The sequence below is a fragment of the Methylomonas sp. DH-1 genome, from assembly GCF_046097555.1.
In the GTDB taxonomy this organism is placed as follows: domain Bacteria; phylum Pseudomonadota; class Gammaproteobacteria; order Methylococcales; family Methylomonadaceae; genus Methylomonas; species Methylomonas koyamae.
In genome coordinates this window covers 4040434-4064335 of sequence record NZ_CP143089.1, presented here as the reverse complement: position 1 = coordinate 4064335, position 23902 = coordinate 4040434, and the positions used below count along the sequence as shown (strand labels likewise).

The window sequence follows — 23902 nt, the reverse complement described above, 5'->3', positions numbered from 1 at the left end:
ATAATTTCAAGAGGACTTTGCTATGCAACAGAATCCGATGACCGTTATCACGGAAATTTTGCCGGACAAGCTGGAGGCGCTGAAAACCTATCTGGAACCGATCGGGCTGGATATCAAGAATAAGAAGAGCCAAGAGATATCTTTTGCCGCCTACGAGCATCTGCATTACTGCACCTTCTTCGTCATACCCGGCGACCATCCCTCGCCGGGCAGTTCGCCGGCGCCGGCCTTGCTGGCGTTCGAGGCCAATATCGACGGCGAAGTTAAAGATTTCGTCAACGAATTGATTGCGAGGAATCCTGATTTCGTCAACAAAGTCTATAGCTGCTGCGCCGATTATCCGGGCAGCGACGCCGGCCAGTTGGCGGCTTACCTGTTGGCTAACGACCAGGGCGCCAATGCGTTCTACGTCGCCCATCCCGGCCAGAACCGCAATACGATTTACCGGCAGCGGGAAATCCGCGGCCATATCGAAAAATTCATCGACGACAAGCGCAGCGAATTGGTCGGCCAGACTGAAGCGCAGATCCAGGCCGCGGTGGTGCAGCATTTGCAGACGGTATATCCGGCCGGCATTCCCAAGATCGCGGCGCAACCGTTTTTGACGCTGTACGGCGACAAGTTATTCAATGCGCTGCTGGCGCTGGTAGGCATCGTTCTGGTCGGCGGTTTTTTCGGCTGGTTCGGGCCGTTTACCGAGTTTCTGGCGACGCTGGCCGTGCTGGGTGCGGTGGCGTTCGGCGTGGTACTGCGCTGGCACGAAATGCGCGACAAGCAAGACGACAAGCCTTGGGTGGTGTCCGAGCAAATGCAGGCGATTCAGCGCGTGGAAGACCGCCAACTGCAAAACCATTTGACCAGCGTCATCGAAATCAAGCCCGGCAACTTCCGGTTTTATACGTTGAAAGTGGTGTTGGCCGGTATCAATCTGGTCGCCAAACTGGTGGCGACCAAAGGCAATTTGAGCGGCATCGTCACGATCCATTTCGCCCGTTGGGTGATCCTGCCCGGCAATGCCGGCGGCCGCCGGCGTCTGCTGTTCATGAGCAACTACGACGGCAGTTGGGAAAACTACCTGGGCGAATTCATCGACCACGCCAGCGTCGGTTTGACCGCGGTCTGGAGCAACACCCAGCAAGCCAAGGACAGAGGTTTTCCGGATACGCAGTGGTTGGCGTTGCGCGGCGGTTCCCGCGACGAGCAGCGTTTCAAAAACTTCGCCCGTAACAGCCAGTTGCCGGAATTGGTCTGGTACAGCGCCTATACCGATCTGTCGGTGAAAAACATCGAAAACAACCGCCGCATCCACGCCGGCCTGTTCTCCACCACCGATCTGGCCGCCTGGCTGAAATGCTTATAAGGACTCGAACCATGACAACGATAAAACTAGACGAAGTGCAAGGCATCGTATTCAGTGGCTACAACAAATACATGGCCAATGCCAGTTACTATCTGCTTCGCATCGAAGACGCCGGCAAAACCAAAGCCTGGTTGAAAAATCTGGTCGACAGCGGCCGAATCAGCCACGGCGCCGAAAAACCGGACGACACCACCGAAAACCGCCTGAACTTGGCGATCAGCTATCCCGGCTACTGCAAATTGGAGGCGGACGCAGCCAAGCGTTACAGTTTCGAACTGTCGTTTCGCGAAGGGATGAATTCCGAACACCGCTCGGCCTTACTCGGCGACCGCGGCCCCAACGATCCGGGCAAATGGAGCTGGGGCAACGGCAATAAGGAAGTCGACATTCTGCTGATACTGTTTTCCAAGGACGACGCGATTCACGCCGCCAGTTGCAGCAGTTTCGAAAAAGGCTTCAAAGCGGCAGGCTTAAGCAAAATCGACCGGCTGGATGCCGGCGCCAAGGTGCAAAACCAGCACGGTTTCGTCCGCGAGCATTTCGGCTTTGCCGACGGCATTTCCGATCCGGTGGTGGACGGCTTTCCGACCGTGACCGGCGCCGGCGAAATCGCGACCGGCGAATTTTTGCTGGGTTACCCGAACCAGTACGACGGCAAGAAAACCCAAATGCCGGTCAGCGAGCAGTTCGGCGCCAACGGCACTTACCTGGTGTTTCGCCAGCTCAAACAAAACGTCGGCGAATTCTGGCAATTTATCAACGACGAGGCAGCTCGGCAGGGTATCGATCCGGAATATCTGGCGGCCAAGTTTGTCGGCCGCTGGAAAAGCGGGGCGGTGGTGGCGCCGGGGGAAAAGACCGACCCCGATAAAATCGACAACAGTTTTACTTTTGCCAACGACAAGGACGGCACCGGCTGCCCGTTCGGCTCCCATATTCGCCGCGCCAATCCGCGCGGGGTCGGTTTAGGCGAAAACGAGGCCGAATCGCTGAAAGTCGCCAATCGCCACCGTATCTTGCGCCGCGGCCGCAGCTACGGCAGCTTCCTCGAAGACCCGAGCCAGGACACCGGCAAGGACGAACGCGGTCTGCTGTTCATCTGCCTGAACGCCAATATCGAACGCCAATTCGAATTCGTGCAACACACCTGGATCAATAACCTCAAATTCGCCGGTTTGTACGACGAAGACGATCCGTTGATCGGTAGCGCACTGGAAACCGACCGCAAGTTTACGATCCAGGACGAACCGTTACGCCGCCGGGTGTGCGGCTTCCAACAGTTCGTCACGACCCGCGGCGGGGCTTATTTCTTCCTGCCCAGCTTGACGGCGCTGGGCATGTTGGCCGCGTCCTAGCCATTGCCGCAGGCGGCAGCGGACACCGCTTCCGCCTGCAAGCCGCTAATCTGCGCCAATCCCCGGCATGGCGACGTATCCGGGCAATTCCCGGATACGCTGCATCCAGGCCAGTACGGCCGGGAACTCGGCCAATGCCACACCGCCCTCCGGCGCCAAGGCCACGTAAGGATAACAAGCGATATCGGCAATGGTCGGCTGGCTGCCGGCCAGCCAGGCGTTAGTCGCCAATTGCCGTTCCAGCACTTGCAAGCCCAGTCTGCCGTGTTGCTGGCATTGCTCGATATCCCAGGGCCGGTTGAATTTTTTCGCGGCCCGCGCTCGAGCCAAGCCGTATAGCAGTTCGTTTTGCGCCAGACTAAGCCACTGCATCACCTCCGCCATCGGTTTGGCCGCCAACGGCAGCCATTGTTCGCCGCCGTATTGTCGCGCTAGATACAGCAAAATTGCCGAAGAATCCCAGATCAGTGCGCCGGCGTCCTCTAATACCGGGATCTGGCCGCGCGGATTCAGGCGCAGGAAATCCTCGGTTTTATGCTGGCCTTGCATCAGATCGACCGGTACCCGTTCGTAATCGATACCCAGCAAGCCGCATAGCAGGCGGATTTTGTAGCAATTGCCGGATAACTCCATGTCGTACAGTTTCATGATGTCGTTTCCTATCGTTTGTCGAGCGATTGTAAACGATTGGCCGGTTCCCCGCGGCGCCGGGTTCGGGGTGGCACGGGTTCAGGCTCGCTGGTTGGCTTATGCCGCGTAGGCGTAGAAACGGACGGTATTTCGTGCCGCCTACTAAATACCGTCCGCTGTCGGCGCCGGATTTACTTCTAAGTTGCTGTGCCGAAGCGGTCGGCCATGAAAAAAACCTTTAACTTACAAATCGTTAGTTTTTTTTCGGCGGAAGCACAGCCGTTGGCTCGCAAATTGAACTGCTTGAGTTCAGGGTGGATTAAGGCCGCGCGATGCGGTGGCCGACCCGTAACGGCGCATCCGGCGCATCCGGCGCTATCGCTATTTACTACGAGGGTTTTGCAATGCCAACATACAGTTATCCGCACAACAATGTGCAAGCGTTATTTTCCTTGGCCGCCGACGGGCCGGACGTGAAGCACGTACTGGAATCGCTGCGAATTTTTTTGTCGCAGTTGGCCGACGACTACATCGACCTGCGGCCGGAAGTGGCCGAATTGGCTTTAGATGTGCGCGATTCGCCGGAGAGTGACGTCTTCGGATACTTATCCAAATTTCTCACGACAAATCGAGCCAAGGAACCGTTCGTAAAAGTCAGTTATGCAAAATTAAACGAGATGCTGACGAATCCTTTTTTGCAAATAAAAGTCGGCTACAGCGGCTGTAATTCGATTATGGTCGTGCTCGGTAAAAACGCGGCCGATGATCTGGAGATTTTCGTGAAAAACGGCGAACTCAGCCGAGCCGGGCTCATTCCGAAGCCGCCCGGACACGGCGGGCAACGTAGCTTTGCTTCGCCGACGCCGCCCCCGCCGCCTTTGCCGGCGATGCCGTGCGATAGCAAGATTCAGAAATACATGCCGCCGCCGTTACCGGCCCCACCGGTCGCGGCCAAGCTGCAAAAATACTTGGCAAGGTAATCTCGATTTGCCGCCGGCGTTTGCGACGGCCGAACTTGGCGGCAATCGCGGTGCCGGCTCGGTGGGCATTCCCAAGTAAAACGCTCGGGATTCGACTCCGGCGCGGAAATCATGCAAACTGCCGGCAACAGTTTTAAGCAGCGCCGTTTCGGCAAGGAGTCAAAGCTATGAATACCGATCCCTGCACCTATGTGATCTTCGGCGCCACCGGCAATCTGGCGCGGCTGAAATTGATGCCTGGGTTTTACCATTTGCAACTGGAGAAAAAACTGCCGGACGACACCCGGATTGTGGCGGTCGGCCGCCGGCCCTGGGACCGGGCGACTTGGTTGGCGGAAGTGAAAACCCTGTTGCAGGAGCAATCGAAAACGCCGCTGGACGAAGCCGAATTCGCCCGCTTCGCCGAGCGCCTGGATTACCACCGCGGCGATCTGGACCAGCCCGAATGCTACCGGACGCTGGCCGAAACCCTCGGCAACCGGCCGCAGTTTTCCCGCAATGTCGCGTTTTATCTGGCGATAGGCCCCGGCGATTTCGGTAACGTGATCGAGTCCCTGAGCGGCGTCGGCCTGCTCAACGAAGAATACGGCTGGCGCCGGGTCGTGATCGAAAAGCCGTTCGGTTACGATTTGGAGAGCGCGCAAGCGCTGCAAAAACGTCTGAGCCGCTATTTAAGCGAGGACCAGATTTACCGGATCGACCACTACCTGGGCAAGGGCATGGTGCAGAACGTGTTGGTGTTCCGTTTCGCCAACGTCATGCTGGAACCGTTGTGGAACCGCAATTACATCGACCACGTGCAAATCACCCACGCCGAAGAACTGGGTATCGGCAGCCGCGGCGAATATTACGACAGCGCCGGCGCCTTGCGCGACATGGTGCAAAGCCACCTGCTGCAACTATTGACCCTGGTGGCGATGGAGCCGCCGGTATCGATGGACGCCGAATCGCTGCGCGACGAAAAAGTCAAAGTCCTGAAATCGATCCGGCCGATTCCGAAGTCGGCCGTACACGCCCACGCTTTCCGCGGCCAATATGGCAAGGGCAGCATCGGCGGCCACAAAGTCCCGGCCTATCTGGAAGAACCCAATATCCCGGCCGAAAGCACCACCGAGACCTATGCCGCGGTGAAATTGCTGATCGACAACTGGCGCTGGCGCGGCGTGCCGTTTTATCTGCGCACCGGCAAGCGCATGGCCAAGGGGCAGTCGTCGATTTCGATTTGTTTCCGCCATCCGCCGCTGCAATTTTTCCGCGACACCCAGGTGCACTGCATGACGCCAAACTGGGTGCTGATGGGCATCCAGCCCGACGAATGCATCCGGATGGAAATGACGGTCAAGGAAGCCGGCCTGGAGATGCGTACCCGCACCACCAGTCTGGATGCCAGCTTCCGCCAGCCCGACGAGCGTCGGGTCGACGCTTACGAAGACTTGCTGCTGGACGTCATGAAAGGCGACCGCTCGCTATTCCTGCGCTTCGACGAAGTGGAATACGCTTGGCGCATCGTCGATCCCATCCTGCAAAACTGGGCGATCGAACGCGACTATATCCCCACCTATCCGGCCGGTTCCTGGGGGCCGGAGGAAAGCCGGCGCCTGTTCGAGAAGGAAGACCAGTATTGGCGCACTTCTCTGCTGCCGGAGTGCCATCCGTAGACCTGCCGGCAAAACATTAGTCCAATGCCACCGGTCCCCAAAGGCCGGCGCCCGCCGGCGCTAAGTTGACCAGTTTCTCGTTGGCGAACTCGTAGAAACCGCGCTCGGCCAATTCGCGGCCGAAGCCGGAGTTTTTGATGCCGCCGAACGGCAGTTCCGGTGCGGTCCACACCGGTTGGTTGACGAATACCATGCCGCAGTCGATTTGCGCGGCAAGCGTGCGGCCGCGTTCGATGTCGGCCGTGAATACCGAGGCGCCGAGGCCGTAGGGCGTGGCGTTAGCTAATGCAATTGCCTGTTCGGCGTTGTCGACCGCGTGGAACGCTGCGACCGGCCCGAACAGTTCCTGGTTAAACGCCGGATTGCGTTCGTCTATGTCCGTAATCACGGTCGGTTGCAGAAAGTAACCGGGCCGGGCGAGGCGTTTGCCGCCCAGCGCAATGTGCGCGCCGGCTTGCCGGGCTTGGCCGATTTGATCCAGCAACCGGTTCAAGGCTGTTTCCGACGCCACGGGTGCCAGCGTCGTTTGCGGATTCATAGGATTGCCGGCCCGAAGCGCCGCTAACCGCTCGACGAATCCGTCCAGAAAAGCCGCGGCGCGCTGGCGGCCGACCACGATAATCCGCTTCGAGCCGACGCAGCATTGGCCGTTGTTGAACATCCTGCCGAATACCGCACCGTCCAGCGCCGCTGCCAGCGGCGCGTCTTCCAGCACGATCAGCGGATCGCTGCCGCCCATTTCAGCGACGACTTTTTTCAATGCCCGGCCGGCGCGTTCGGCCACAGCCGCTCCGGCGCGTTCGCTGCCGGTGATCGTGACGCCGCGAATGCGCGGGTCGGCAATGGCTCGGCCGATTTGCTCGATACCGGCAAACAGATTGGTGTATACACCATTCGGCGCGCCGGCGTCCGCGAACAACTGCGCCAAGGCCAGCGCCGCTTGCGGCACGTTTTCGGCGTGCTTCAGCAACAGTACGTTGCCGGCCATCAACTGCGGCCCGGCTACGCGAACTACCTGGTAATACGGGAAGTTCCACGGCGCTATGCCCAGAATCGTGCCGATCGGTTCGATCGACACTTGGGCATTCGGCGCATTCGGCAAGGTTTTGGGTTTTAGAAAGGTCGCGGCATTGTCGGCGTAATAATCCAGGATCGAGGCGGCAAGCTCGACTTCGGCTTGGGCTTCCTCGATCAGTTTGCCCATTTCCAACGTCAAATACTGCGCGTATTCGGTTTTGCGCGCCCGCAGCAGCGCGGCTGCTTTGGCGACGATGCCGGCGCGTTCGCCGACCGGGCGGCGGCGCCAGTCGCTTCGGTAAGCACGGTCCGCGTCGGCGATGGCGCGCTCCAGTTCGGTATCGGAGACTTCGGGAAAGGAGGCGATCAGTTCGCCGCTGGCGGGGTTGATGGATTGGTAAGTCATGGGCGAATCCTGGGTGAAAACGGCGAAAGGCCGGCCCGTACGGGGCCGGCGGCGTGGTTTAGGAACGGTCGGTCACGCCCGGCGTCAGCATCAGGTTAACCGGCAGCTTTTCCTGCAGCGTGTACGGGCTGGCCTGGTTTTCCGCCACCCAGCGTTTTTCGGCGACCGATTCGAACGGCGGCGGTAATTCGCCCTGCAACGACCACAAGTCGAACGGCGTTTCATCGATAGATATTTCCCAGTCGTAGCCACGTTCCTTGACGTACGGCGCGACCACGGCATCCAGCGTGCGGATCCACCACTCTCGTAGGATAGCTCCGGGAATGGTCCTGGCGATCTGGTCCACCTTGAAGCGGACGAATTTGTTATGCGGCTTGCCGCCGACGAAGCAGTTACCCTTATCAATCTCCTCGAACAGGATCACGACGTAAAACTTGGGTATCGGCACGCCGGCATATATGCCGGTGATGCGTTCTGCCAGTTCTTGTTTGTCTTCGGCGCTGAAGGCGCCGGTCGGATGGTAGACTTTCCACAAAGGCATGGTGATTCTCCTGAATTTGAAGCATAGGGACCGGCCGGTTTGAGGCCGTTAAAATCCGAATCCGGCCGCCTGGCGCCGGCAGCGAGCCGAACTCGGGTGACGCGCCGTGTGCTCGGGTTTTGCGAACCCCTTGGGAGGAATATGAGCCCAACGGCGGCGTCGGGGCTTACTCTAGGCCGGCGGCAGCCGTGGGTAAAATGGCGAATTTTCATGCGCTGATGAATATTTTCGATGCCGGTTTTTGAAGCGTGTTCGCTAACATGCGGCGCTAAAACTTTGTGGGAATCCAGCCATGGCCGATTTACGAAGCTTCGATTTGAATTTACTGGTCGCTTTCGATTGGCTGATGCGAGAACGCAGTGTGTCGCGGGCGGCGGAGCGGATGTTCATCAGCCAATCGGCGATGAGCCATGTGTTGCAGCGCTTGCGCCAGCAGTTGGAAGATCCGTTGCTGGTGAAGACCCCGGCCGGCATGGTCCCGACCGCGCGGGCCTTGGCGCTGGTCGAGCCGGTAGCGGCGGTATTGAAGGAGGTGGAAGGCTTGATCAAGGCGCCGGCCCCGTTCGATCCGGCTGGCAGCCGGCGCGCGTTCGCGATTGCCGCCACCGATTACGTCGAAGCCGTACTATTGCCGAAACTGGCGCCGCGCATCGCCCGCCAGGCGCCGGGGGTGAACATCCATTTCAAACGCACCAGCAGCCGATTTCCGCTCGAAGCGCTGGAGCAGGGCGAAATCGATCTGGTTTTGGGTTTCGAAGTGATGCTAAACCCGCCCAAGCATCTGCATTGCCAGACCTTGTTCGACGACTGCATGGTGTGCGTGGCGCGGATCGGCCATCCGGTCGTGCATCCGGACATGACCCTGGAGCAATACATCGGTTTGCCGCACATCCTGCTGTCCCGCACCGGCGCCGGCAGCGGCCAGGTCGATAGCTGGCTGGCCGAGCGCGGCCTGGAGCGGCGGGTGGCGCTGACGGTTTCGCATTTTTTGTCGGCGCCGTTGATTGTGGCGCAAACCGATCTGGTCATGGCCTTCCCTAAGCGTACCGCCGAGCAAATCGCACAAAGCCAGCCTCTGCAATGGGTGCCGTTGCCGCTCGATTTGCCGGATTACGCCACGGTCATGGTCTGGCATCCGTTGCAAGACCAGGAGCCGGCCAATGTTTGGCTGCGCGGCGAAATCCGCGCCGCCTGCGCCGAGCTGGGCGCTTAACCGAATTGCGGTTCGCCCAGTTCCGGAAAATAGCGCAGTTGCATGCGCCGGCAATATTCGGTCAAGGCCGGTTGCGCCAGCGCATAGTCCTTGACCGGCGAGGCAACCGGGCAGGCCAGCAGGTTAATCAAAATACCGTAGGCGGAAGCGTCGACGCCGGCGGGTTGGTCGCCGAGCAGGTAGGCTTGGCCCGCCAGCGCGACGGCCAACGCGGCTACGTCCTGCCGGCCCAACTCGAATGCCTGTGCCGCCGGCAAGCGGCCGATGCCGTGGCCGCGAATCTGGCTTTTGATGCGCAGTCGGTAAAGGCTGGCGACACTATCGGCCAGCAGCGGCGGTAGGCCCTGAAAAATCGCTTGCTTGTTGATGCGCCAATTCTCCGGCCCGGTCTGCCAGCGGCTGTACATGCAAACCCAGTACAAATGCTCTTCCAGCAGGCGTTGCCAAGCCAGGGCTTGGGCTTTTTGCCGCGCGGTGAGGGTTTGGTCCGGCCCGTCGCTGAAACGCTGTTGCAGATAGCCGATAATGATCCGGCTATCGGCGATTTTGCGGCCGTCGTGTTCTATGTAGGGCAGTTTGCCCAGCGGTGCGGCAAGCGGCAGCGTTTCCACTATCCGGTACTCGATTTCGGCCATGCGCAGATAAGTTTCCAGCTTGACGCAAAACTGGCTGGGGTTCGGAATATGCCAAGCTCTGCGAAATTGATGCAACGTGACCATCGGTATTTCTCCGCTAAGCAAACAAGCCGTTAAAGGGGTAAACTCGGATTGACGCAAACTCGGCATTATCGGGGTTCGGCGGCGGTATAGAAACACCGCGAGTTTCTAATTTCGCTACAGCGGCAAGTAAAGCAGCGGAGAGAGTTTTCGATGGTAAACCGCAAGTTGTTGACCGACGTTCACTTTGCGCAAAATTGCGCCATCGCCCGCGCCTTGACCAGACGTTACGCTGTCGCATTAATGCTGGTTGCCGCGCTGTCCACCGCGGCGTGGTTTAGCTTACGTCTGGTTATTACGGAGCAGCAAAGTACCGCCGCGATTGTCAATGTCAGCGGCCGCCAGCGCATGCTTAGCCAACGTACCGCATTGTTCGCCAATTTACTGGCGATGACGCCGCCGCCGGGGCGGCCGGCCATCCGCAGCCAACTGCAGGAAGCGGTCGATTTGATGGAGCGTTCCCATCGGGGCTTGACGCGCGGCGATCCGGCCATGGGTTTGCCCGCCAGCCATTCGCCGAAGGTGCATGCCATGTATTTCGACGCTGGCGGCGGAGTGGACGCCCAAGTGGCTGCGTATATCCAAGCGGTTCGGCAACTGCTGCAACTGAGCGACGAGGTTTTGACCGCAGACAATCCGTTATTGCTTCAAATTACCCGTACCGCACCGACCAGGCTGGTGGCAGCTCTGGACGCCATGGTCAAACAGTACCAAGCCGAGGGTGAAGCCAATGTCAGACGGGTCGAAACTACCGAAACCGCGTTGTGGCTGTTGACGTTGGCCTTGCTGGCGCTGGAAGCCGGCTTGATCTTTCAGCCGTTTGTCAGACATATCAATCGTGTCGTCGGCAAACTGCAACAGGCTACCGGCGAATTGCAGCTACACCGCGACCATTTGGAAGAACTGGTCCGGCAGCGCACTGAGGAGTTGCAGAGCAAAAGTGCGGAATTGGCCGAGAGCATGGAAAAATTTCGGCTGATCAGCTCGGCGGCCCAGGATGCCATCGTTATCATCGGCAAAGATGCCGAAGTGGTGCATTGGAATCGGGCGGCGGAACAGCTATTCGGATACAGCGAAGCCGAAGCGCTGGGCCGGAATCTGCACGAATTGATCGTGCCGGCGCCGATGCGCGATCTTGCCCGGGCCGGTTACCAAAAGTTCGAGCAGACCGGACAGGGTATCATGATAGGTAAAACCATTCAGGCCTCGTCGCTGAGAAAAGGCGGAGACGAGTTTCCGATCGAGCTGTCGATTTCCGCGGTCAAACTGCAAAATTCCTGGCACGCGCTGAGCATCATCCGCGACGTTACCAAGCGCAAGGGCATCGAAGACACCTTGCGCCGCAGCGAGGAACAGCTCCGCTTCGTGTTGGAAGGTGCCGAATTGGGTTTTTGGGACTGGAATATCCGGACCGGCGAGGTGCTGCGCAATTCGCGGTGGGCGGAAATGCTGGGATACAGCCATGACGAAATCCGCCATACCACGCAGCAATGGACCGATTTCGTCCATCCCGACGACCGGGAGCAAGCCTGGCAGTCGATTTTGGACGTGATCGAAGGCCGTTCGCCGGCGCATAAATTGGAATACCGGATGCTGCATAAGGACGGCAGCATTCGCTGGATTTTGGATCAAGCCAAGGTCATGCAGCGCGACGCGGCTGGTAAGCCGATCAGGATGAGCGGTACCCATTCCGACATTACCGAGCGCAAGCGGCTGGAAGCGGAACTTACCCGGCAGGCGCGTACCGACCATCTGACCGGCGTCAGCAGCCGCGGTTACTTTATGGAGCAGGCCGAACAGGAGCTTGCCAGCGCGCTGCGCTACCGCAATCCGCTGGCGATGTTGATGATGGACATCGATTTCTTCAAGCAGGTCAACGATATACACGGCCACAAGGCCGGCGACGCAGTGCTGAAGAAATTGGCCGACGTATGCCGGGAAACCTTGCGCGAAGCGGACATCATCGGCCGCCTGGGCGGCGAGGAGTTCGCAGTTTTGCTGCCGCAGACCGATAAAGGCAACGCAATCGACGCGGCGGAGCGGTTGAAAGAGGCGCTTGGGAAGGCCAGGGTGCCGCTCGATGGGGCTATGCCGCTGAGTTTCACCGTTTCGATCGGCGTGGCCGCATTAAGCGCCGGCGACGGCGGTGTCGATGCGTTGCTGAATCGGGCCGACCAGGCGCTGTACCGGGCCAAACACAGCGGGCGCAACCGGGTCTGCGTCGCGGCCGGCGAATCGGGTCCGCGTTTCTAATCCGCTTTCAAGCTCGCGTGCTGATTGCGGCGGATTAAACCCGGTCGCCTCGCAAATCCGGTATTGTCGAGACGATACCGGCTTATAATCCGATCCCGGCCGATGCCGATTACGGTGTGGCGGGCAAAGCGAAAGTGTCCGGCAGGGCGCGCCTGGTATCGGGCACGGCCAGAGGTGCCGCCACACGGAAAAAATAGTGCTTGACTCGGGGCGGTTAGGCATCCATACTCCTGCCAGCTCCAAAATTAAGATTTACCCTGCTGATTACCATTTCGATGCCGCTTCCACCGAAGCCGCAACTCGCTCTGATTTCATAAAGTAAGTTCCAATTTTACCGGCTACACCTGCCTCATAGGCAATATTTTAAATTTTTTCAAGGACTTACTTATGTCTACAATCACGACTGGCACCGTAAAATGGTTTAACTCCGATAAAGGCTTCGGCTTTATCGAGCAACAATCCGGCCCCGACGTTTTCGTTCACTTCAAAAACATCATCAATTCCGGCGGTTACAAAACCCTGGAAGAAAACCAAAAAGTCGAATTCAGCATCGGCCGCGGCCCTAAAGGTCTGCAAGCTGAAAACGTAAAAGTCATCTAATCGATTGGCTCTACAGGTTGCGAGTCGCTTGACTCGGCAACCTGTAGTTAAACGCCGAACCATTACGCACGGAACACGAATCAACCGAATCCAAGCGTTATCGCTCCCGTTCCGGCCCCACCTCAAACATGCAAAACGGCAGTTTTGAGGTATCCCTGCTGAGAGGGCCATTGTTTTCCAACAGTTTCCCCCAGCGCACTGATTTTCCTGCGTCCGATCAAGGCCCGGAAAGTTCAATAACCTCTTTTCCGTTAGCGCTCTGCTCGAAACAGCAGTCGCATAACGCCCACCTCAACTCAGGACACATTTTGAAAAGAATATTTGTCGGCAATCTGCCCAGCGACGCGACCGAAACCACTGTCACCGCTCTGTTCTCCGAATTTGGCAGAGTGCATTCCATCGAACTCGTGATCGACATGTTCAGCGGCAAGTGCCGCGGCTTCGGTTACATCGGTATGGAAGGCCATGAAGCCAGAGCGGCGATAGCCAAACTGAGTGGCTTCCAATTCGGCGGCAATATGCTCAGAGTCGGTTTTGAAAGTGCCGGCGGCAAACAGGGTAGACGCCGTTAACCGAGACCCTATCCGGACCCGACTTCAAACAGGCACCGATGCATCGGTGTCTTACGCTTTTCGCTAATCGGTTTCGCCGGTTAGACATAATCCATTTATTAACGGGATTTCGCTCCCGCATATCGAGAATTTTTCATGCCATTTTCTAAGCTCGGCTTGGCCGAACCTTTAATACGCGCTGTCCGTGAAGCCGGATATAACGCACCGACACCGATTCAACAACAAGCGATTCCGCTGGTGCTGTCCGGCCGCGACATGCTTGCCGCCGCCCAGACCGGCACCGGCAAGACCGCCGGCTTTACCTTACCGATTTTGCAACGTCTGGCCCCCGCCGCTAACGGTCGAAGTCGGCCGGTCAGGGCGCTGATATTAACGCCGACTCGCGAATTGGCGGCGCAAGTGGCCGAATCGGTTGCCAAGTACGGTGTCCATCTGCAGCCACGGTTGAAATCGGATGTCGTTTTCGGCGGTGTCAAAATCAATCCGCAAATGCAGCGTTTGCGCGGCGGCGTCGACATTCTGACCGCGACGCCGGGCCGCTTGCTCGACCTGGTCGCCCAGAATGCCGTCAAGCTGAACCAGGTCGAAATGCTGGTGCTGGATGAAGCGGACCGCATGCTGGACATGGGGTTTATCCGCGACATCAATAAGATTTTGGCCTTGTTGCCTAAAACCCGGCAGAACCTGCTGTTCTCGGCCACCTTTTCCGGCGACATTCGCCGATTGGCGCAAACGCTATTGCGCAATCCGGCCCAAGTCGAAATCGCAGCCGAAAACTCAGCGGCCGACAGCATCGAACAAATCGCCTATGCCGTGGAGAAGCCGGCTAAAGCCGGAGTATTGGCGCATTTGATTAAAAGCAACGACTGGCGCCAAGTTCTGGTTTTTACCAGCACCAAACACAATGCCAACCGCTTGACCGACAAACTGAATGCCGCGCAAATCAGCGCCAAGGCGATCCACGGCAATAAAAGCCAGGGTGCCCGCACCAGCGCCTTGGCCGATTTCAAGACCGGCGGCATTCGGGTGTTGGTCGCGACCGATGTAGCCGCTCGCGGCATCGACATCGCCAAACTGCCGCATGTGGTTAACTTCGAGTTGCCGCGTTCTTCCGCCGACTACGTGCACCGCATCGGCCGCACCGGTAGAGCGGGTTTGAGCGGACTCGCGGTATCGCTGGTCTCCGCAGAAGAAAACCAAGCTTTGCGCCAAGTCGAAAAGCTGATTGGCAGTAAAATCGCCTTCGGCGCTATTACCGGTATCGTCCCCGCAAATACCTCAGAAGCGAAGCCTAATCGATCCGGTTCCGCAAGAAAATAAGCTGGCCGTTTACCACCGAAACGGCATTATCGGCGATGGCGATTGTCGAACCGTATCTCCCCGCCGCTGGGGATCGAGCTCTTGTTTTACGATCTAACTTGCCGGGGGTAAGCTCTGGCAACAGTCGCGCACCTCGCTGGAAAGCTGGATAGGGATTGTTGTACCGCTTGGACGCCGGCGCAGTTGTTGGCCTCGGCGGTCCGACGTTTTCCCGCTACGCAACGTGGCGGCCTAAATGTCTTTTCTTCATCAAGGCTTGCGGTCTTGCGGATTCCTTGCAAATCCAGTCCATCCCGTAACTGGCGAGCGGCCATAGCCAAGGTCACAAGCGAACGGATGTTCCAAAGTTAGTTGACCCAAGCACTTCATCATAACCATATCGTGCTTTGCAATCGGTTTGGGCAACGAATACACGCTACCGTTCAATCCCCGGCCGCATTCAAAGGTCGGAATCGGAAAAACCAAATTTGTCGGAAAGCCTGAGCAATACGAATACCGCTCCTGAGCCGCCGGATTTCGGTGGCGCCGAGCAGAAAGCCAGCACATCCTGGTGTTGCCGCAGCCATAAATTGATATCGTTCTTTAAAACCGGTTGGTTGTCGGGCGAGTTATAGCCTTTGCCGTGAATGATATGGGCACACCTGATGCCGTTTTCGACGCAATCGTGTAGAAAGTTCAGCAGCCGTTGTTTGGCGGCGCGACTGGTCAGGCCGTGCAGGTCGATTTCCGCATCCAGGCCGTACTGTCCCTTGCGCAGTTTCTTTAACACGTTTTTTTGCAGGCCGGGCGCCAGAAACGCTATACGGTCCTCCTGGAACAAAGTGTCCAATTCGCCGGAAATATCGTTTCGCAACGGGTCTACTTGTTCCAGCGGTTTGCTTTTCGGAAATGGGCGTGGCTTACCGGCCGGCTGCAGATTGACGGTATTGGTATCGATAGCTTTGACTTGGCCTACCGTGTTTCTGAACAGCGCGGAGTCGTCCGGAGAAGTGGTTTTTTTTGTCACGTAAGCTGCTGGTTTTGCGGTTTTTTTGCTAAGATGCGGCAATTTTAATGCGTTTTAATGCAGTATGCACATTCTGATCAGTAACGACGACGGCTATTTGGCGCAAGGGATTAACACGCTGGCGCAAGCGTTGAGCCGTTACGCCGAGATTTCGGTCGTCGCGCCGGATAAAAACCGCAGCGCCGCAAGCAATTCGTTGACGTTGGATATGCCGTTACGGGCTACGGCCTGCGATAACGGCTTCGTGCGTGTGGACGGCACGCCGACCGACTGCGTTCACCTGGCGATCACCGGCTTGTTGAAATCCGAGCCCGACATGGTGTTTGCCGGTATCAACCACGGCGCCAATTTGGGCGACGACGTTCTATATTCCGGAACGGTCGCGGCCGCAACCGAGGGCCGTTTTTTGGGTTTGCCGGCGGTCGCCATTTCGTTGGCGTCGGCCGATCCTAAACATTTCGAAACGGCCGCCCAGGTTGCCGTCGAGCTGATGCAGAAGATACTGGCCCACCCGCTGCCGGAGGACACCTTGTTGAATGTAAACGTACCCGATGTACCGTTACAGCAATTGAAGGGATATCAAGCCACGCGCCTCGGCCAACGGCATAAAGCCGAAGCGGTGGTTCGTGCCAGCGATCCGCGCGGGCATACCATTTACTGGGTGGGCCCGCCGGGTAGCGAGCAGGATGCCGGTCCGGGCACCGACTTCGATGCGATCCGGAACGGTTTTGTATCGGTAACGCCGCTACAATTGGATTTGACCCGTTATGAGCGTTTGGCAGGCCTGAGCGAATGGTTGGCATTGGAGGCATAGGTATGAGTCGGCGTCTACAAGGCATCGGCATGACTTCGCGGCGCACGCGCGAGCGCATGATTGCCCGGCTGCGGCAGCAGGGTATCACTAACGGCAGCGTGTTGGCGGCGATGGCGGAAACGCCGCGGCACATCTTTGTCGACGAGGCGCTGGAGAGTCGGGCTTACGAAGATACGGCGCTGCCGATCGGCCATAACCAAACCATATCCCAGCCCTATATCGTTGCCAAAATGACCGAATTATTACTGGAATACGGCCCGCGGCATAACGTGTTGGAAATCGGCACCGGTTGCGGTTACCAGACCGCGATTCTGGCCAAATTGGTCGGCCAGCTTTATTCGGTCGAGCGGATTGCGCCGTTGATGAAAAAAGCCAGAGATACGTTGTGGGAGCTGGGCATAAAAACGGTCGGTTTCAAGCATAGCGACGGCGGTTGGGGCTGGCCGGAGCATGCGCCGTTCGACGGTATCTTGGCGGCTGCGGCGCCGCCGGAAATTCCGTCGGCATTATTGGAACAGCTTGCCGTCGGCGGCGTCATGGTCATCCCGGTCGGCCTGGAAGGCATGCAGGAGTTGCACCGGATCACGCGTACCGAACACGGTTTCGAAGACGAAGTCATCGAACGGGTAAGCTTCGTGCCGTTCTTGTCGGGCGTCAGCCGATAGTTTCGGCTGTTTCCGATGCCCAAATAGCCGCCGTAGCGGAGCGGCAAGATTAGCGATTGGCCCTGGCGTTCCACATCGACCGCATGGCTTGCGCAAAATGCTCGGCAAATTGCCGGCCGGCGAATAACGGCGAATGCTCCAGCCGTTCCCGTAACTCCGCGCGTAACCGGCAAAGCCGGCCCGGATCGGCGGCAAAACCGACGGCTTTCCGCAGGTAATCCGGCTGGTCTGCCGCGATCCAGTCCGCCAAGCCGGCGTTGGTGGCGATCGATTCTCCGGCGCGCGCCAGTAGGCCGTTGCCACGTAAAGTTAACACCGGAACCCCCATCCATAACGCTTCCACGCTGGTCGTTACGCCAGGATAGGGGAACGTATCCAACGCTATATCAATTGACCGGTAAGCCGCCAAATGTTGCGCCCGATCGCTAAACGGCGGGCTCAACACCAACCTGTCCCCGTCGATACCGTGGCCGGCAAAGCGAGCGACGGTTCGCTCCCGTACCGAGGCCTCGCTCAACTGGCTGGCTTTCAGGAACAGTTTGGCATCGGGGAGCACGCGCAATATTTGAGCCCAGAGCGCCACCGTATCGTCGCTGATTTTGGTCAGATTGTTGAAGCTGCCGAAGGTGATATAACGGTTTTGCAGGGCCGGTAACGATCCGACCTCGACAGCCTGTTGCGGCGGCGTAAAACATAAACAAGTCTGCGGCAGGCGCCAGACCGCCTCGGTGAAGAGCTTTTCGTCTTCGGCCAGAATCGAGTAAGGGTCGCTGAGTACGTAATCGATGGCCGGGAGGCCGGTCGAAGCCAAATATCCGAGCCAACTGATCTGGACCGGCGCCGGCTTCCAGGCGAATAAGGGCAGCCGATTGTGGGCGCTGTGCCCGGCCAGATCGATCAGGACATGCACCGCATCGCGGCGAATCAGCTCGGCAGCGGTTGCGTCGGTCAAGCCGCCGATGTTTTTCCATTCGCTTAGATAGGGTTGCAAGCGCAGCGAATAATGGTCCAATCCGGGCTGGGTCGCGTAGGCGATGAATTCCACCCGCTGCGGCTCGCTGTTGCGCAACAACGCCAACAAAAAATGTCCGACCGGATGGTCGCGTAAATCCCCGGACACCAGGCCGATCCGTAACCGCTCCGGTGTTTCCGAGCACAGCCAATCGCTAAACGGCCGCGCCGCCCGCTCGGCCATTGCCGCAAATTTCCGCGCTTCCTCCCGGTAATTGCAATTGCGGTCGTGTGCGTTGTAGTTCAAATGAAACAACAGGCCGCTTTGCGTGGCGATCTGGTCCGGATTCAGAGCCAGGCTATTGCGCCAGCAGGCTTCGGCTTCGGCGATACGGCCCTGGCTTTGTAAATTGATGCCAAGATTGGTTACGGCGTCGATATAAGCCGGATTCAGTGCGAACGCTTGGCGGTAGGCGGCTTCCGCTTCGGCCAAGCGCCGCTGCATTTGTAAAGTGGTACCAAGATTGTTCAGCGCTTCCGGATAAGCGGTTTGCCTGGCCAACGCGTTGCGAAACTGGATTTCGGCCTGCACCAAATCGCCGGCTTCGTAATACAGCGAACCCAACAGACAAAACGCTTCCGCATAATTCGGGTTCAGTTCCAGCGCTTGCCGGCATGTAGCCAGAGCCTCGGTTGTTTTGGCTTGGCGTTTCAGCACCAGCGCTAGCTGGTAATAGGGTTCGGCTTGGAACGGCGCTAGCGCCAGTGCCTTGCGGAAAACCTGCTCGGCGGCGGCGAGTTGGTTTTGCGCTTGTTGGCAGAGGCCGAGCCGCACCCAGGCTTCGATTGCGGCGGGATTTAAGTCCGTCAGGCGGGCAAAGCAGGTCTCGGCTTCGCGGTAGCGGCCCAAATTGTAGAGCAGGCTGCCCAGATTGGCATACGCGGCCGCGTTGTCCGACTCGAGTTGCAAGGTGCGGCGGTAGGCGTCGATGGCTTCGGCAAATCGGCCTTGGCCGTGCAACGCCGACGCGTAATTCAAATGGGCCTCGGCGTCGTCGGGCAGCAAATCGGCGGCGCGGGCCAGGGCCTGCAGCGCGTCCGGGAAAAATTGCTGTTGCAGCAAGAACAAGCCCAAGGTTTTCCAAACGATCCCCGACTCGGGAAACAGGGCGAGTAAGCGGCGAGCGAGTTGTTCGCCCTCGGCATAACGGCCTTGCTGGAAGTTTGCGTACAACAATTGCAGATCCGCCGGGGCCGGGGCGGCCAGAACCTGTTCCAAAGCCGCGATATCCGGCCCTTGGCTGCCATAACGTTGTTTAGCGTCCTGTAATGCTTCGCGCGCTTGCGAATAACGCCCGGCCTGAACCAGCGCCTGCAGATAACTCAGCCAGAACTTGGGCTGTGCCGGATTGGCCGCCATGGCGCGTTCGAGGTGGTTCAACGCAACGTCGAATTGGCCTACCTGTAATGCCAGAATCCCCATGTTGTGGTGGGTGTCGGCATGCTCGGGCTCGAACTGCAATACCTGAAGGTACAGCCCTTGCGCCTGGGCCAGTTGCCCGGCTTGGTGCCGGGCAATGGCGTCTCGCAGCGTCTGCTGCAGTTTGTCGTCGGCCATCGCCGTTACGCGTTGGTTACACCGGTCCGCGCGGATTTGCAACGATCTCGCACAACGTCTGTTCCAGATTGCGGCAGAACAGTTCGGTGTCGAACAAAGGGTAGGATTTTTGATTCTCGAGCAGTTTGGCTTTGATGTCGGCCAGATAAGCGCTGTCGTTGGCCAGTTTCAATGCCAAAGTCTCGTACTCTTGCAGCGAGTGTGCGATCAATTCGGGCAAACCGATTGCATGCAACAAACTTGCCGCGACGCGGCCGGAAAAGGTATTGCCCAGGTAAGTTACCACCGGCAGTCCCACCCGCAACGCGTCGCTGGCGGTGGTGTGTGCGTTGTAAGGCGTGGTATCCAGAAACATGTCGGCTAGCCGATAGCGGGCCAGATGGTCTTCCACCGCCGGGACGCGAGTGGCGAACACCAGCCGGTTCGGGTCGATACCGCGTTGTTCCGCTTCCCGCCGCAAATTACGTTGCGCGGGTTCGTTCAATTTCATCAGCCACAACACGCTGCCGGGTACTTGCCCGAGCAGACGCATCCAGATGTCGAACATCGGCGGATTGATTTTGTAATCGTGGTTGAACGAGCAAAAGATGACGCCGGTTTCCGGTAAGCCCATTTCGGCGCGGGTTGGCGTACGTTCGGCAATTTTCAGATTCGAGTCGGTCGGTAGATAAGCGTTGGGCAGATAGGCGACTTTCTCGCTGTAATATTGTTGATGGCCTTCCGGGATGACGACGCGGTCGGCCAGGATATAGTCCATATAATCAAGACCTAACGAGCCGGGGTAGCCCAGGAAATTGACGTGGATCGGGGCCGGCCGGTAACTGAAAATATCGGTGCGGGAGTCGGCGGTATAGCCGGCCAAATCGATCAGCACGTCCACTTTCAGGCTGCGGATCAATTCCGCGATTTCCCAGGATTTTTTGCCGCGCACGTCGATAAATCGGCCGAATGCGCTTTCGAAGCGTTGCCGCAATGCGCCTTTGTCGTCCAAACCGAGCGAAATGGCAATGGTCTCGAATTTGGATTGGTCGTGGTGCTCAATGATGCCGGCCATCAAATGCCCGACCGGATGCTCGCGAAAATCGGGCGACACGTAGGCCAGACGGATTTTATCGTGCCGGTAGCGTTCGCCGTTCCATAACGCCTTGTTTTTCGGCGGAAACAAATGCTCTGCGAAAATCTTGACGCATTGCAGCAAATCTTCCGGCGAGTTGGACAAGGACATGAACGGCAGCGTTTTGCAGACCTTGCGCCCGGCGCGGACGCCGGTTTCGATAATATCGCGGCTTTCCTCGAACCGGCGCCAGTCGCAGCAATGTTGTTCGGCGTGAAACAGCAAACCTCGGCCGTAATCGAATTCCGGATTGGCCGCCAACAGTTGCTCGAACAGCGGAATCGCGTCTTCGTAGCGGTTCATTTCGGTCAGGATAATTCCCAAACCGGCCAGTGCCTTATCGGACTTAGGATTGACTTTTAGAGCTTCGTTAAAGCTTTCTATTGCTTTGACGTGTTGTTTGATCTCGTAGTACAGGTTGCTGCGGTTGATCATTGCGCTTTCGTAGGCCGGGTCCAGCGCAATCGCCTGTTGGTAGGCCGCCAACGATTCGTCGAAACGACCCAAAGATTGCAGTACCACGGCCTGCACGAAATGCGCCGGCGCATAACTGCGACCGGTGTCGCTGGCGATGGCTTTGCCGATCCAGTCCAACGCCTCCTGTTGTTCGTCGGCTTGCGACGCAAGCACCGCCAGCGAGTACAGCGCCGGAAAGTTTTGCGGTTGCAGTTGCAACACTTCCAAAAACAATTGCTTGGCTCCAGGAGCGTCGTTGCTGTTTTGCAACTCCAACGCTTTCATGGTTTTCTGCTGGACGACGGTGGCATCGTTGGCGCTAAGCAGCGTGGCGGTCGGCGTCGTCAGCGCAAAATGGCTGGGTAGGTTGTTGGTGTATAGCTCAGCCAACTGCGAGCCTTCTCTGCGGTCCAGCTCTTTCAGTACCAGCAGGCAAAAATCGGGCGACTGCACCACGCTGTCCAATATCGCCGCAAGTTTGCGCAATTGCAGGTTGCTGAGCCGGTCCAGTTTTTGAAAGTCTCGCACGAACACCGCGTCGGACCAGATCGCCTGTTTGATGCCGGCGTAGGGGTTGTCTTTCAGAACCAGCGGTTTGAAACTGCGCGGTACGATGCCGGTGAAGCAGTGGAACATAAAACCTTGCGAGCGCAGGAATTGTTCGACTTCGGCAAACAACGGTTGGCCTTCGTATAGCTCGACGAATTCGACTTCGGTCCAAATCACCAAGGTGTCGGCCAGCGCTTTGGCGCCGCCTTTGAACACGTCGAGCTCGCCGCCTTGGACGTCGATTTTGACCATATCGACGTTGCCCAAGTCGCTGAGTTGGTCCAGGCTGACCGTTTCGACCGGGTGTTCGGCAACCAACTGCACCACGTCGCCGAGTTGGAAAAACGCGTCCAATAACGGTTTATTCGGTTTGTACAACGAGCCGGTCATGAACCAGTTGGTCTCGTAGTAAGTCGCCGGACCGCCTTTGCCGACGAAATAGGGCAGGTAGCGGTAGGATTCATTGCCGGCGTAAATCTCGCATAACTTGGCATGCGCCTCCGGATCGGGCTCGAATCCGACCACGGTCGCCAAATCGGCTTGCATCAACGGTGCGTAAGGTTCGGTCAATTGGCCGTGAGAACTGGCGCCGATATCGACGATATTGACCCGCAACGGCTGAGCTTCGGTTCTTAATAAGGCGTCGAGCAGGTTGAAAGTCTGCGGCAGGTTTAACAGGCTCCGCCAAATGCTTATGTTGTTGCGATTGTTTTGGACGATCAGTTGCTTGATATGTTCGGGAATCGGTTTTTGCCGACGCAAGCTGGCCAGCACATAACGGCGGGCGATGCCGACCGATAAATTCGGGCTGTTTTGGATCAATTCCAGCACGCTCAGCGGATCGGCCAAAAAATAGGAAGAAAAACTGCGCTTGGTCTCGTAGAACTCGATCAGCAGGCATTTCAACCATTCGCCGACCGACCCGACAACCGGGCGTTTCAAGTCCCGGCTCAGCGGCGGCAGAAACGGGTGGTGGAAGTCGGTCAACACGTTGATGTTTAACAATAATGTGGCTGCGGTCGACAACGCGGCCGCACGCATGCCCAATTTGTAGTAAACGTAGACCAGCATGACCAGCCAGGGCGTCTTTTCCGACTCGGTCGCTATGTTCAGCGTGTTGTGCGGCTCGGCTAAAATTCTGGCTTGCTGCAGCAAGTTCAACTTTTCGCCCGCAGTGCGGTTGCCCCATTCGTAGGCGGCGCAAAGCATCAGTAGTTGCCGAAAATCCGGCGCCAATTCGCCGCTGTCGAGCGGCAGGCAATAGCGGGAGTAATCGCAACCGGCAAAAAATGCGCCGGCGTCGAAGTTGTCGAACGTTACGGTCGGTTGCGGGATAGCATCCAGTAACAAACCGCGTTGGCGCAATATTTCCGCCCGATCCGGTTTGCAGGCGAACAGGTTTAAGGTCTCGCTATGTTGAGTGGCATCGAACTCGACCAAGACGTTGGGCTCGGCGATCAAGCGGTAAATGCCGAAACCGAATTGGCGGACGGCGTCGATCAAGCCGTGATTGATTTGGCTGCCGTGCATTAACTCGAACATCAACAGCGGCGACTGTTCGCTGAAAAAGCGTTGGCCGCCTTTCAGCACATTAACCTCTTCGCCTTCGGCGTCCATTTTGACGAAATCGACCGTTACGCCTGGAGCATATTCGGCCAAGCTGTCATCCAGGGTGCGTAACTGGATGGTCTCCTTATTTTGGCCGCTGCCGCTCAACGAGTTCAGTTCGCTGTTGGCCGATACGCTGATTTCCGCTTGCCGGGTGGTATCGGATAAGCCGAAACGCAGCAGGTGGACTTTACCGGTAAAGGCGTTCAGCTCGATGCTGCGCTGCAACATTGTTCCCGGCGCCGAGGTCGGTTCGAACGCCCAGACCCTGCCGCTGTCGAGCAGTTTGCCGATGCTTAGTGCATATACCCCATGATTGGCGCCGATATCCAGACTGTTCATGCCCGGCTCGATGTAGCTCCGGATAAAATCCATTTCGTCTTCGAACCAATCCTCCTGTTCCAGCAACACGTAGGGGGTCATCAAATTGATGTCGCTGGCCGCGCATACGCTAACGCCGTTCTCGATATCGATCGGCCAAAAAGGGGTTTTCTCCATGT

Annotated in this window: 18 protein-coding genes; 11 read left to right on the top strand and 7 right to left on the bottom strand. The window is 57.9% G+C overall.

The genetic code is table 11. The annotated features are described in order from the left end of the window. Window positions 1-22 precede the first annotated feature (22 nt). On the top strand, window positions 23-1360 hold the full coding sequence (locus tag VXJ35_RS18525) for a hypothetical protein (protein WP_064022710.1): 1338 nt from the start codon (window positions 23-25) through the stop codon (window positions 1358-1360). A gap of 11 nt (window positions 1361-1371) precedes the next feature. Then, on the top strand, window positions 1372-2715 hold the full coding sequence (locus VXJ35_RS18520; protein ID WP_064022709.1) for a Dyp-type peroxidase: 1344 nt from the start codon (window positions 1372-1374) through the stop codon (window positions 2713-2715). 45 nt (window positions 2716-2760) lie between these two features. Here the strand turns inward: VXJ35_RS18520 and VXJ35_RS18515 are convergent, their stop codons facing one another. Further along, on the bottom strand, window positions 2761-3363 hold the full coding sequence (locus tag VXJ35_RS18515; RefSeq protein WP_064022708.1) for a glutathione S-transferase family protein: 603 nt from the start codon (window positions 3361-3363) through the stop codon (window positions 2761-2763). Between the two features lie 497 nt (window positions 3364-3860). Between VXJ35_RS18515 and VXJ35_RS18510 the strand changes: the two genes are divergently transcribed. Continuing rightward, window positions 3861-4325 carry a hypothetical protein gene (locus VXJ35_RS18510; RefSeq protein ID WP_157198232.1) on the top strand — a complete coding sequence of 155 codons (465 nt, stop codon included), beginning with the start codon at window positions 3861-3863 and terminating at the stop codon, window positions 4323-4325. 167 nt (window positions 4326-4492) lie between these two features. Next, on the top strand, window positions 4493-5983 hold the full coding sequence (gene zwf, locus VXJ35_RS18505) for a glucose-6-phosphate dehydrogenase (protein ID WP_064022706.1): 1491 nt from the start codon (window positions 4493-4495) through the stop codon (window positions 5981-5983). 16 nt (window positions 5984-5999) lie between these two features. Here the strand turns inward: zwf and VXJ35_RS18500 are convergent, their stop codons facing one another. Together VXJ35_RS18500 and VXJ35_RS18495 are read right to left on the bottom strand one after the other, a co-directional pair. Next, complete coding sequence (locus VXJ35_RS18500; protein ID WP_064022705.1) at window positions 6000-7406, bottom strand: aldehyde dehydrogenase family protein; 1407 nt, start codon at window positions 7404-7406, stop codon at window positions 6000-6002. A gap of 58 nt (window positions 7407-7464) precedes the next feature. After that, window positions 7465-7947 (bottom strand): tautomerase family protein, encoded by a 483-nt coding sequence (locus tag VXJ35_RS18495; protein ID WP_054759305.1) that lies wholly within the window; start codon window positions 7945-7947, stop codon window positions 7465-7467. 292 nt (window positions 7948-8239) lie between these two features. On the opposite strand from VXJ35_RS18495, the gene VXJ35_RS18490 reads away from it, so the two are divergent. Further along, on the top strand, window positions 8240-9160 hold the full coding sequence (locus VXJ35_RS18490) for a LysR family transcriptional regulator (RefSeq protein WP_064022704.1): 921 nt from the start codon (window positions 8240-8242) through the stop codon (window positions 9158-9160). On the opposite strand, the gene VXJ35_RS18485 is transcribed toward VXJ35_RS18490, so the two are convergent. Further along, window positions 9157-9879 carry a Tom37 metaxin N-terminal-like domain-containing protein gene (locus VXJ35_RS18485; protein ID WP_054759306.1) on the bottom strand — a complete coding sequence of 241 codons (723 nt, stop codon included), beginning with the start codon at window positions 9877-9879 and terminating at the stop codon, window positions 9157-9159. The two genes, VXJ35_RS18490 and VXJ35_RS18485, sit on opposite strands and share 4 nt — an antisense overlap. A gap of 150 nt (window positions 9880-10029) precedes the next feature. On the opposite strand from VXJ35_RS18485, the gene VXJ35_RS18480 reads away from it, so the two are divergent. The 4 genes from VXJ35_RS18480 (at window position 10030) to VXJ35_RS18465 (ending at window position 14621) form a co-directional block, all read left to right on the top strand. Beyond that, window positions 10030-12129, top strand: a complete 2100-nt coding sequence (locus tag VXJ35_RS18480; RefSeq protein WP_064022703.1) for a diguanylate cyclase — start codon at window positions 10030-10032, stop codon at window positions 12127-12129. Between the two features lie 387 nt (window positions 12130-12516). Continuing rightward, window positions 12517-12729, top strand: a complete 213-nt coding sequence (locus VXJ35_RS18475) for a cold-shock protein (protein ID WP_064022702.1) — start codon at window positions 12517-12519, stop codon at window positions 12727-12729. A 308-nt stretch (window positions 12730-13037) separates the two neighbouring features. Next, window positions 13038-13301, top strand: a complete 264-nt coding sequence (locus VXJ35_RS18470) for an RNA-binding protein (protein ID WP_054759316.1) — start codon at window positions 13038-13040, stop codon at window positions 13299-13301. A 135-nt stretch (window positions 13302-13436) separates the two neighbouring features. Then, complete coding sequence (locus VXJ35_RS18465; protein ID WP_064022701.1) at window positions 13437-14621, top strand: DEAD/DEAH box helicase; 1185 nt, start codon at window positions 13437-13439, stop codon at window positions 14619-14621. 439 nt (window positions 14622-15060) lie between these two features. Here VXJ35_RS18465 and VXJ35_RS18460 read toward each other — a convergent pair whose 3' ends face one another. Then, window positions 15061-15627, bottom strand: coding sequence for a Smr/MutS family protein (locus VXJ35_RS18460; protein ID WP_064022700.1), 567 nt, complete (start codon window positions 15625-15627; stop codon window positions 15061-15063). Window positions 15628-15691: 64 nt separating this feature from the next. On the opposite strand from VXJ35_RS18460, the gene surE reads away from it, so the two are divergent. Both surE and VXJ35_RS18450 read left to right on the top strand, forming a co-directional pair. Next, window positions 15692-16441, top strand: a complete 750-nt coding sequence (surE, locus tag VXJ35_RS18455; RefSeq protein ID WP_064022699.1) for a 5'/3'-nucleotidase SurE — start codon at window positions 15692-15694, stop codon at window positions 16439-16441. A gap of 2 nt (window positions 16442-16443) precedes the next feature. Continuing rightward, complete coding sequence (locus tag VXJ35_RS18450) at window positions 16444-17106, top strand: protein-L-isoaspartate(D-aspartate) O-methyltransferase (protein WP_064022698.1); 663 nt, start codon at window positions 16444-16446, stop codon at window positions 17104-17106. A gap of 49 nt (window positions 17107-17155) precedes the next feature. Here the strand turns inward: VXJ35_RS18450 and VXJ35_RS18445 are convergent, their stop codons facing one another. Together VXJ35_RS18445 and VXJ35_RS18440 are read right to left on the bottom strand one after the other, a co-directional pair. Continuing rightward, entirely contained in the window at window positions 17156-19675 is a 2520-nt protein-coding gene (locus tag VXJ35_RS18445; protein ID WP_082880995.1) for a tetratricopeptide repeat protein, read from the bottom strand. A gap of 16 nt (window positions 19676-19691) precedes the next feature. Further along, window positions 19692-23900, bottom strand: a complete 4209-nt coding sequence (locus VXJ35_RS18440) for an FkbM family methyltransferase (protein ID WP_157198231.1) — start codon at window positions 23898-23900, stop codon at window positions 19692-19694. Window positions 23901-23902: the final 2 nt, after the last annotated feature.

Bases quoted from the DNA above. Each gene is read 5' to 3' on its own strand.
- VXJ35_RS18465 (WP_064022701.1), top strand. From the start codon at position 13,437: ATGCCATTTTCTAAGCTCGGCTTGGCCGAACCTTTAATACGCGCTGTC.
- VXJ35_RS18520 (WP_064022709.1), top strand. From the start codon at position 1,372: ATGACAACGATAAAACTAGACGAAGTGCAAGGCATCGTATTCAGTGGC.
- zwf (WP_064022706.1), top strand. From the start codon at position 4,493: ATGAATACCGATCCCTGCACCTATGTGATCTTCGGCGCCACCGGCAAT.
- VXJ35_RS18445 (WP_082880995.1), bottom strand. From the start codon at position 19,675: ATGGCCGACGACAAACTGCAGCAGACGCTGCGAGACGCCATTGCCCGG.
- VXJ35_RS18450 (WP_064022698.1), top strand. From the start codon at position 16,444: ATGAGTCGGCGTCTACAAGGCATCGGCATGACTTCGCGGCGCACGCGC.
- VXJ35_RS18500 (WP_064022705.1), bottom strand. From the start codon at position 7,406: ATGACTTACCAATCCATCAACCCCGCCAGCGGCGAACTGATCGCCTCC.
- VXJ35_RS18440 (WP_157198231.1), bottom strand. From the start codon at position 23,900: ATGGAGAAAACCCCTTTTTGGCCGATCGATATCGAGAACGGCGTTAGC.
- VXJ35_RS18525 (WP_064022710.1), top strand. From the start codon at position 23: ATGCAACAGAATCCGATGACCGTTATCACGGAAATTTTGCCGGACAAG.
- VXJ35_RS18485 (WP_054759306.1), bottom strand. From the start codon at position 9,879: ATGGTCACGTTGCATCAATTTCGCAGAGCTTGGCATATTCCGAACCCC.
- VXJ35_RS18490 (WP_064022704.1), top strand. From the start codon at position 8,240: ATGGCCGATTTACGAAGCTTCGATTTGAATTTACTGGTCGCTTTCGAT.
- VXJ35_RS18495 (WP_054759305.1), bottom strand. From the start codon at position 7,947: ATGCCTTTGTGGAAAGTCTACCATCCGACCGGCGCCTTCAGCGCCGAA.
- surE (WP_064022699.1), top strand. From the start codon at position 15,692: ATGCACATTCTGATCAGTAACGACGACGGCTATTTGGCGCAAGGGATT.
- VXJ35_RS18475 (WP_064022702.1), top strand. From the start codon at position 12,517: ATGTCTACAATCACGACTGGCACCGTAAAATGGTTTAACTCCGATAAA.
- VXJ35_RS18480 (WP_064022703.1), top strand. From the start codon at position 10,030: ATGGTAAACCGCAAGTTGTTGACCGACGTTCACTTTGCGCAAAATTGC.
- VXJ35_RS18515 (WP_064022708.1), bottom strand. From the start codon at position 3,363: ATGAAACTGTACGACATGGAGTTATCCGGCAATTGCTACAAAATCCGC.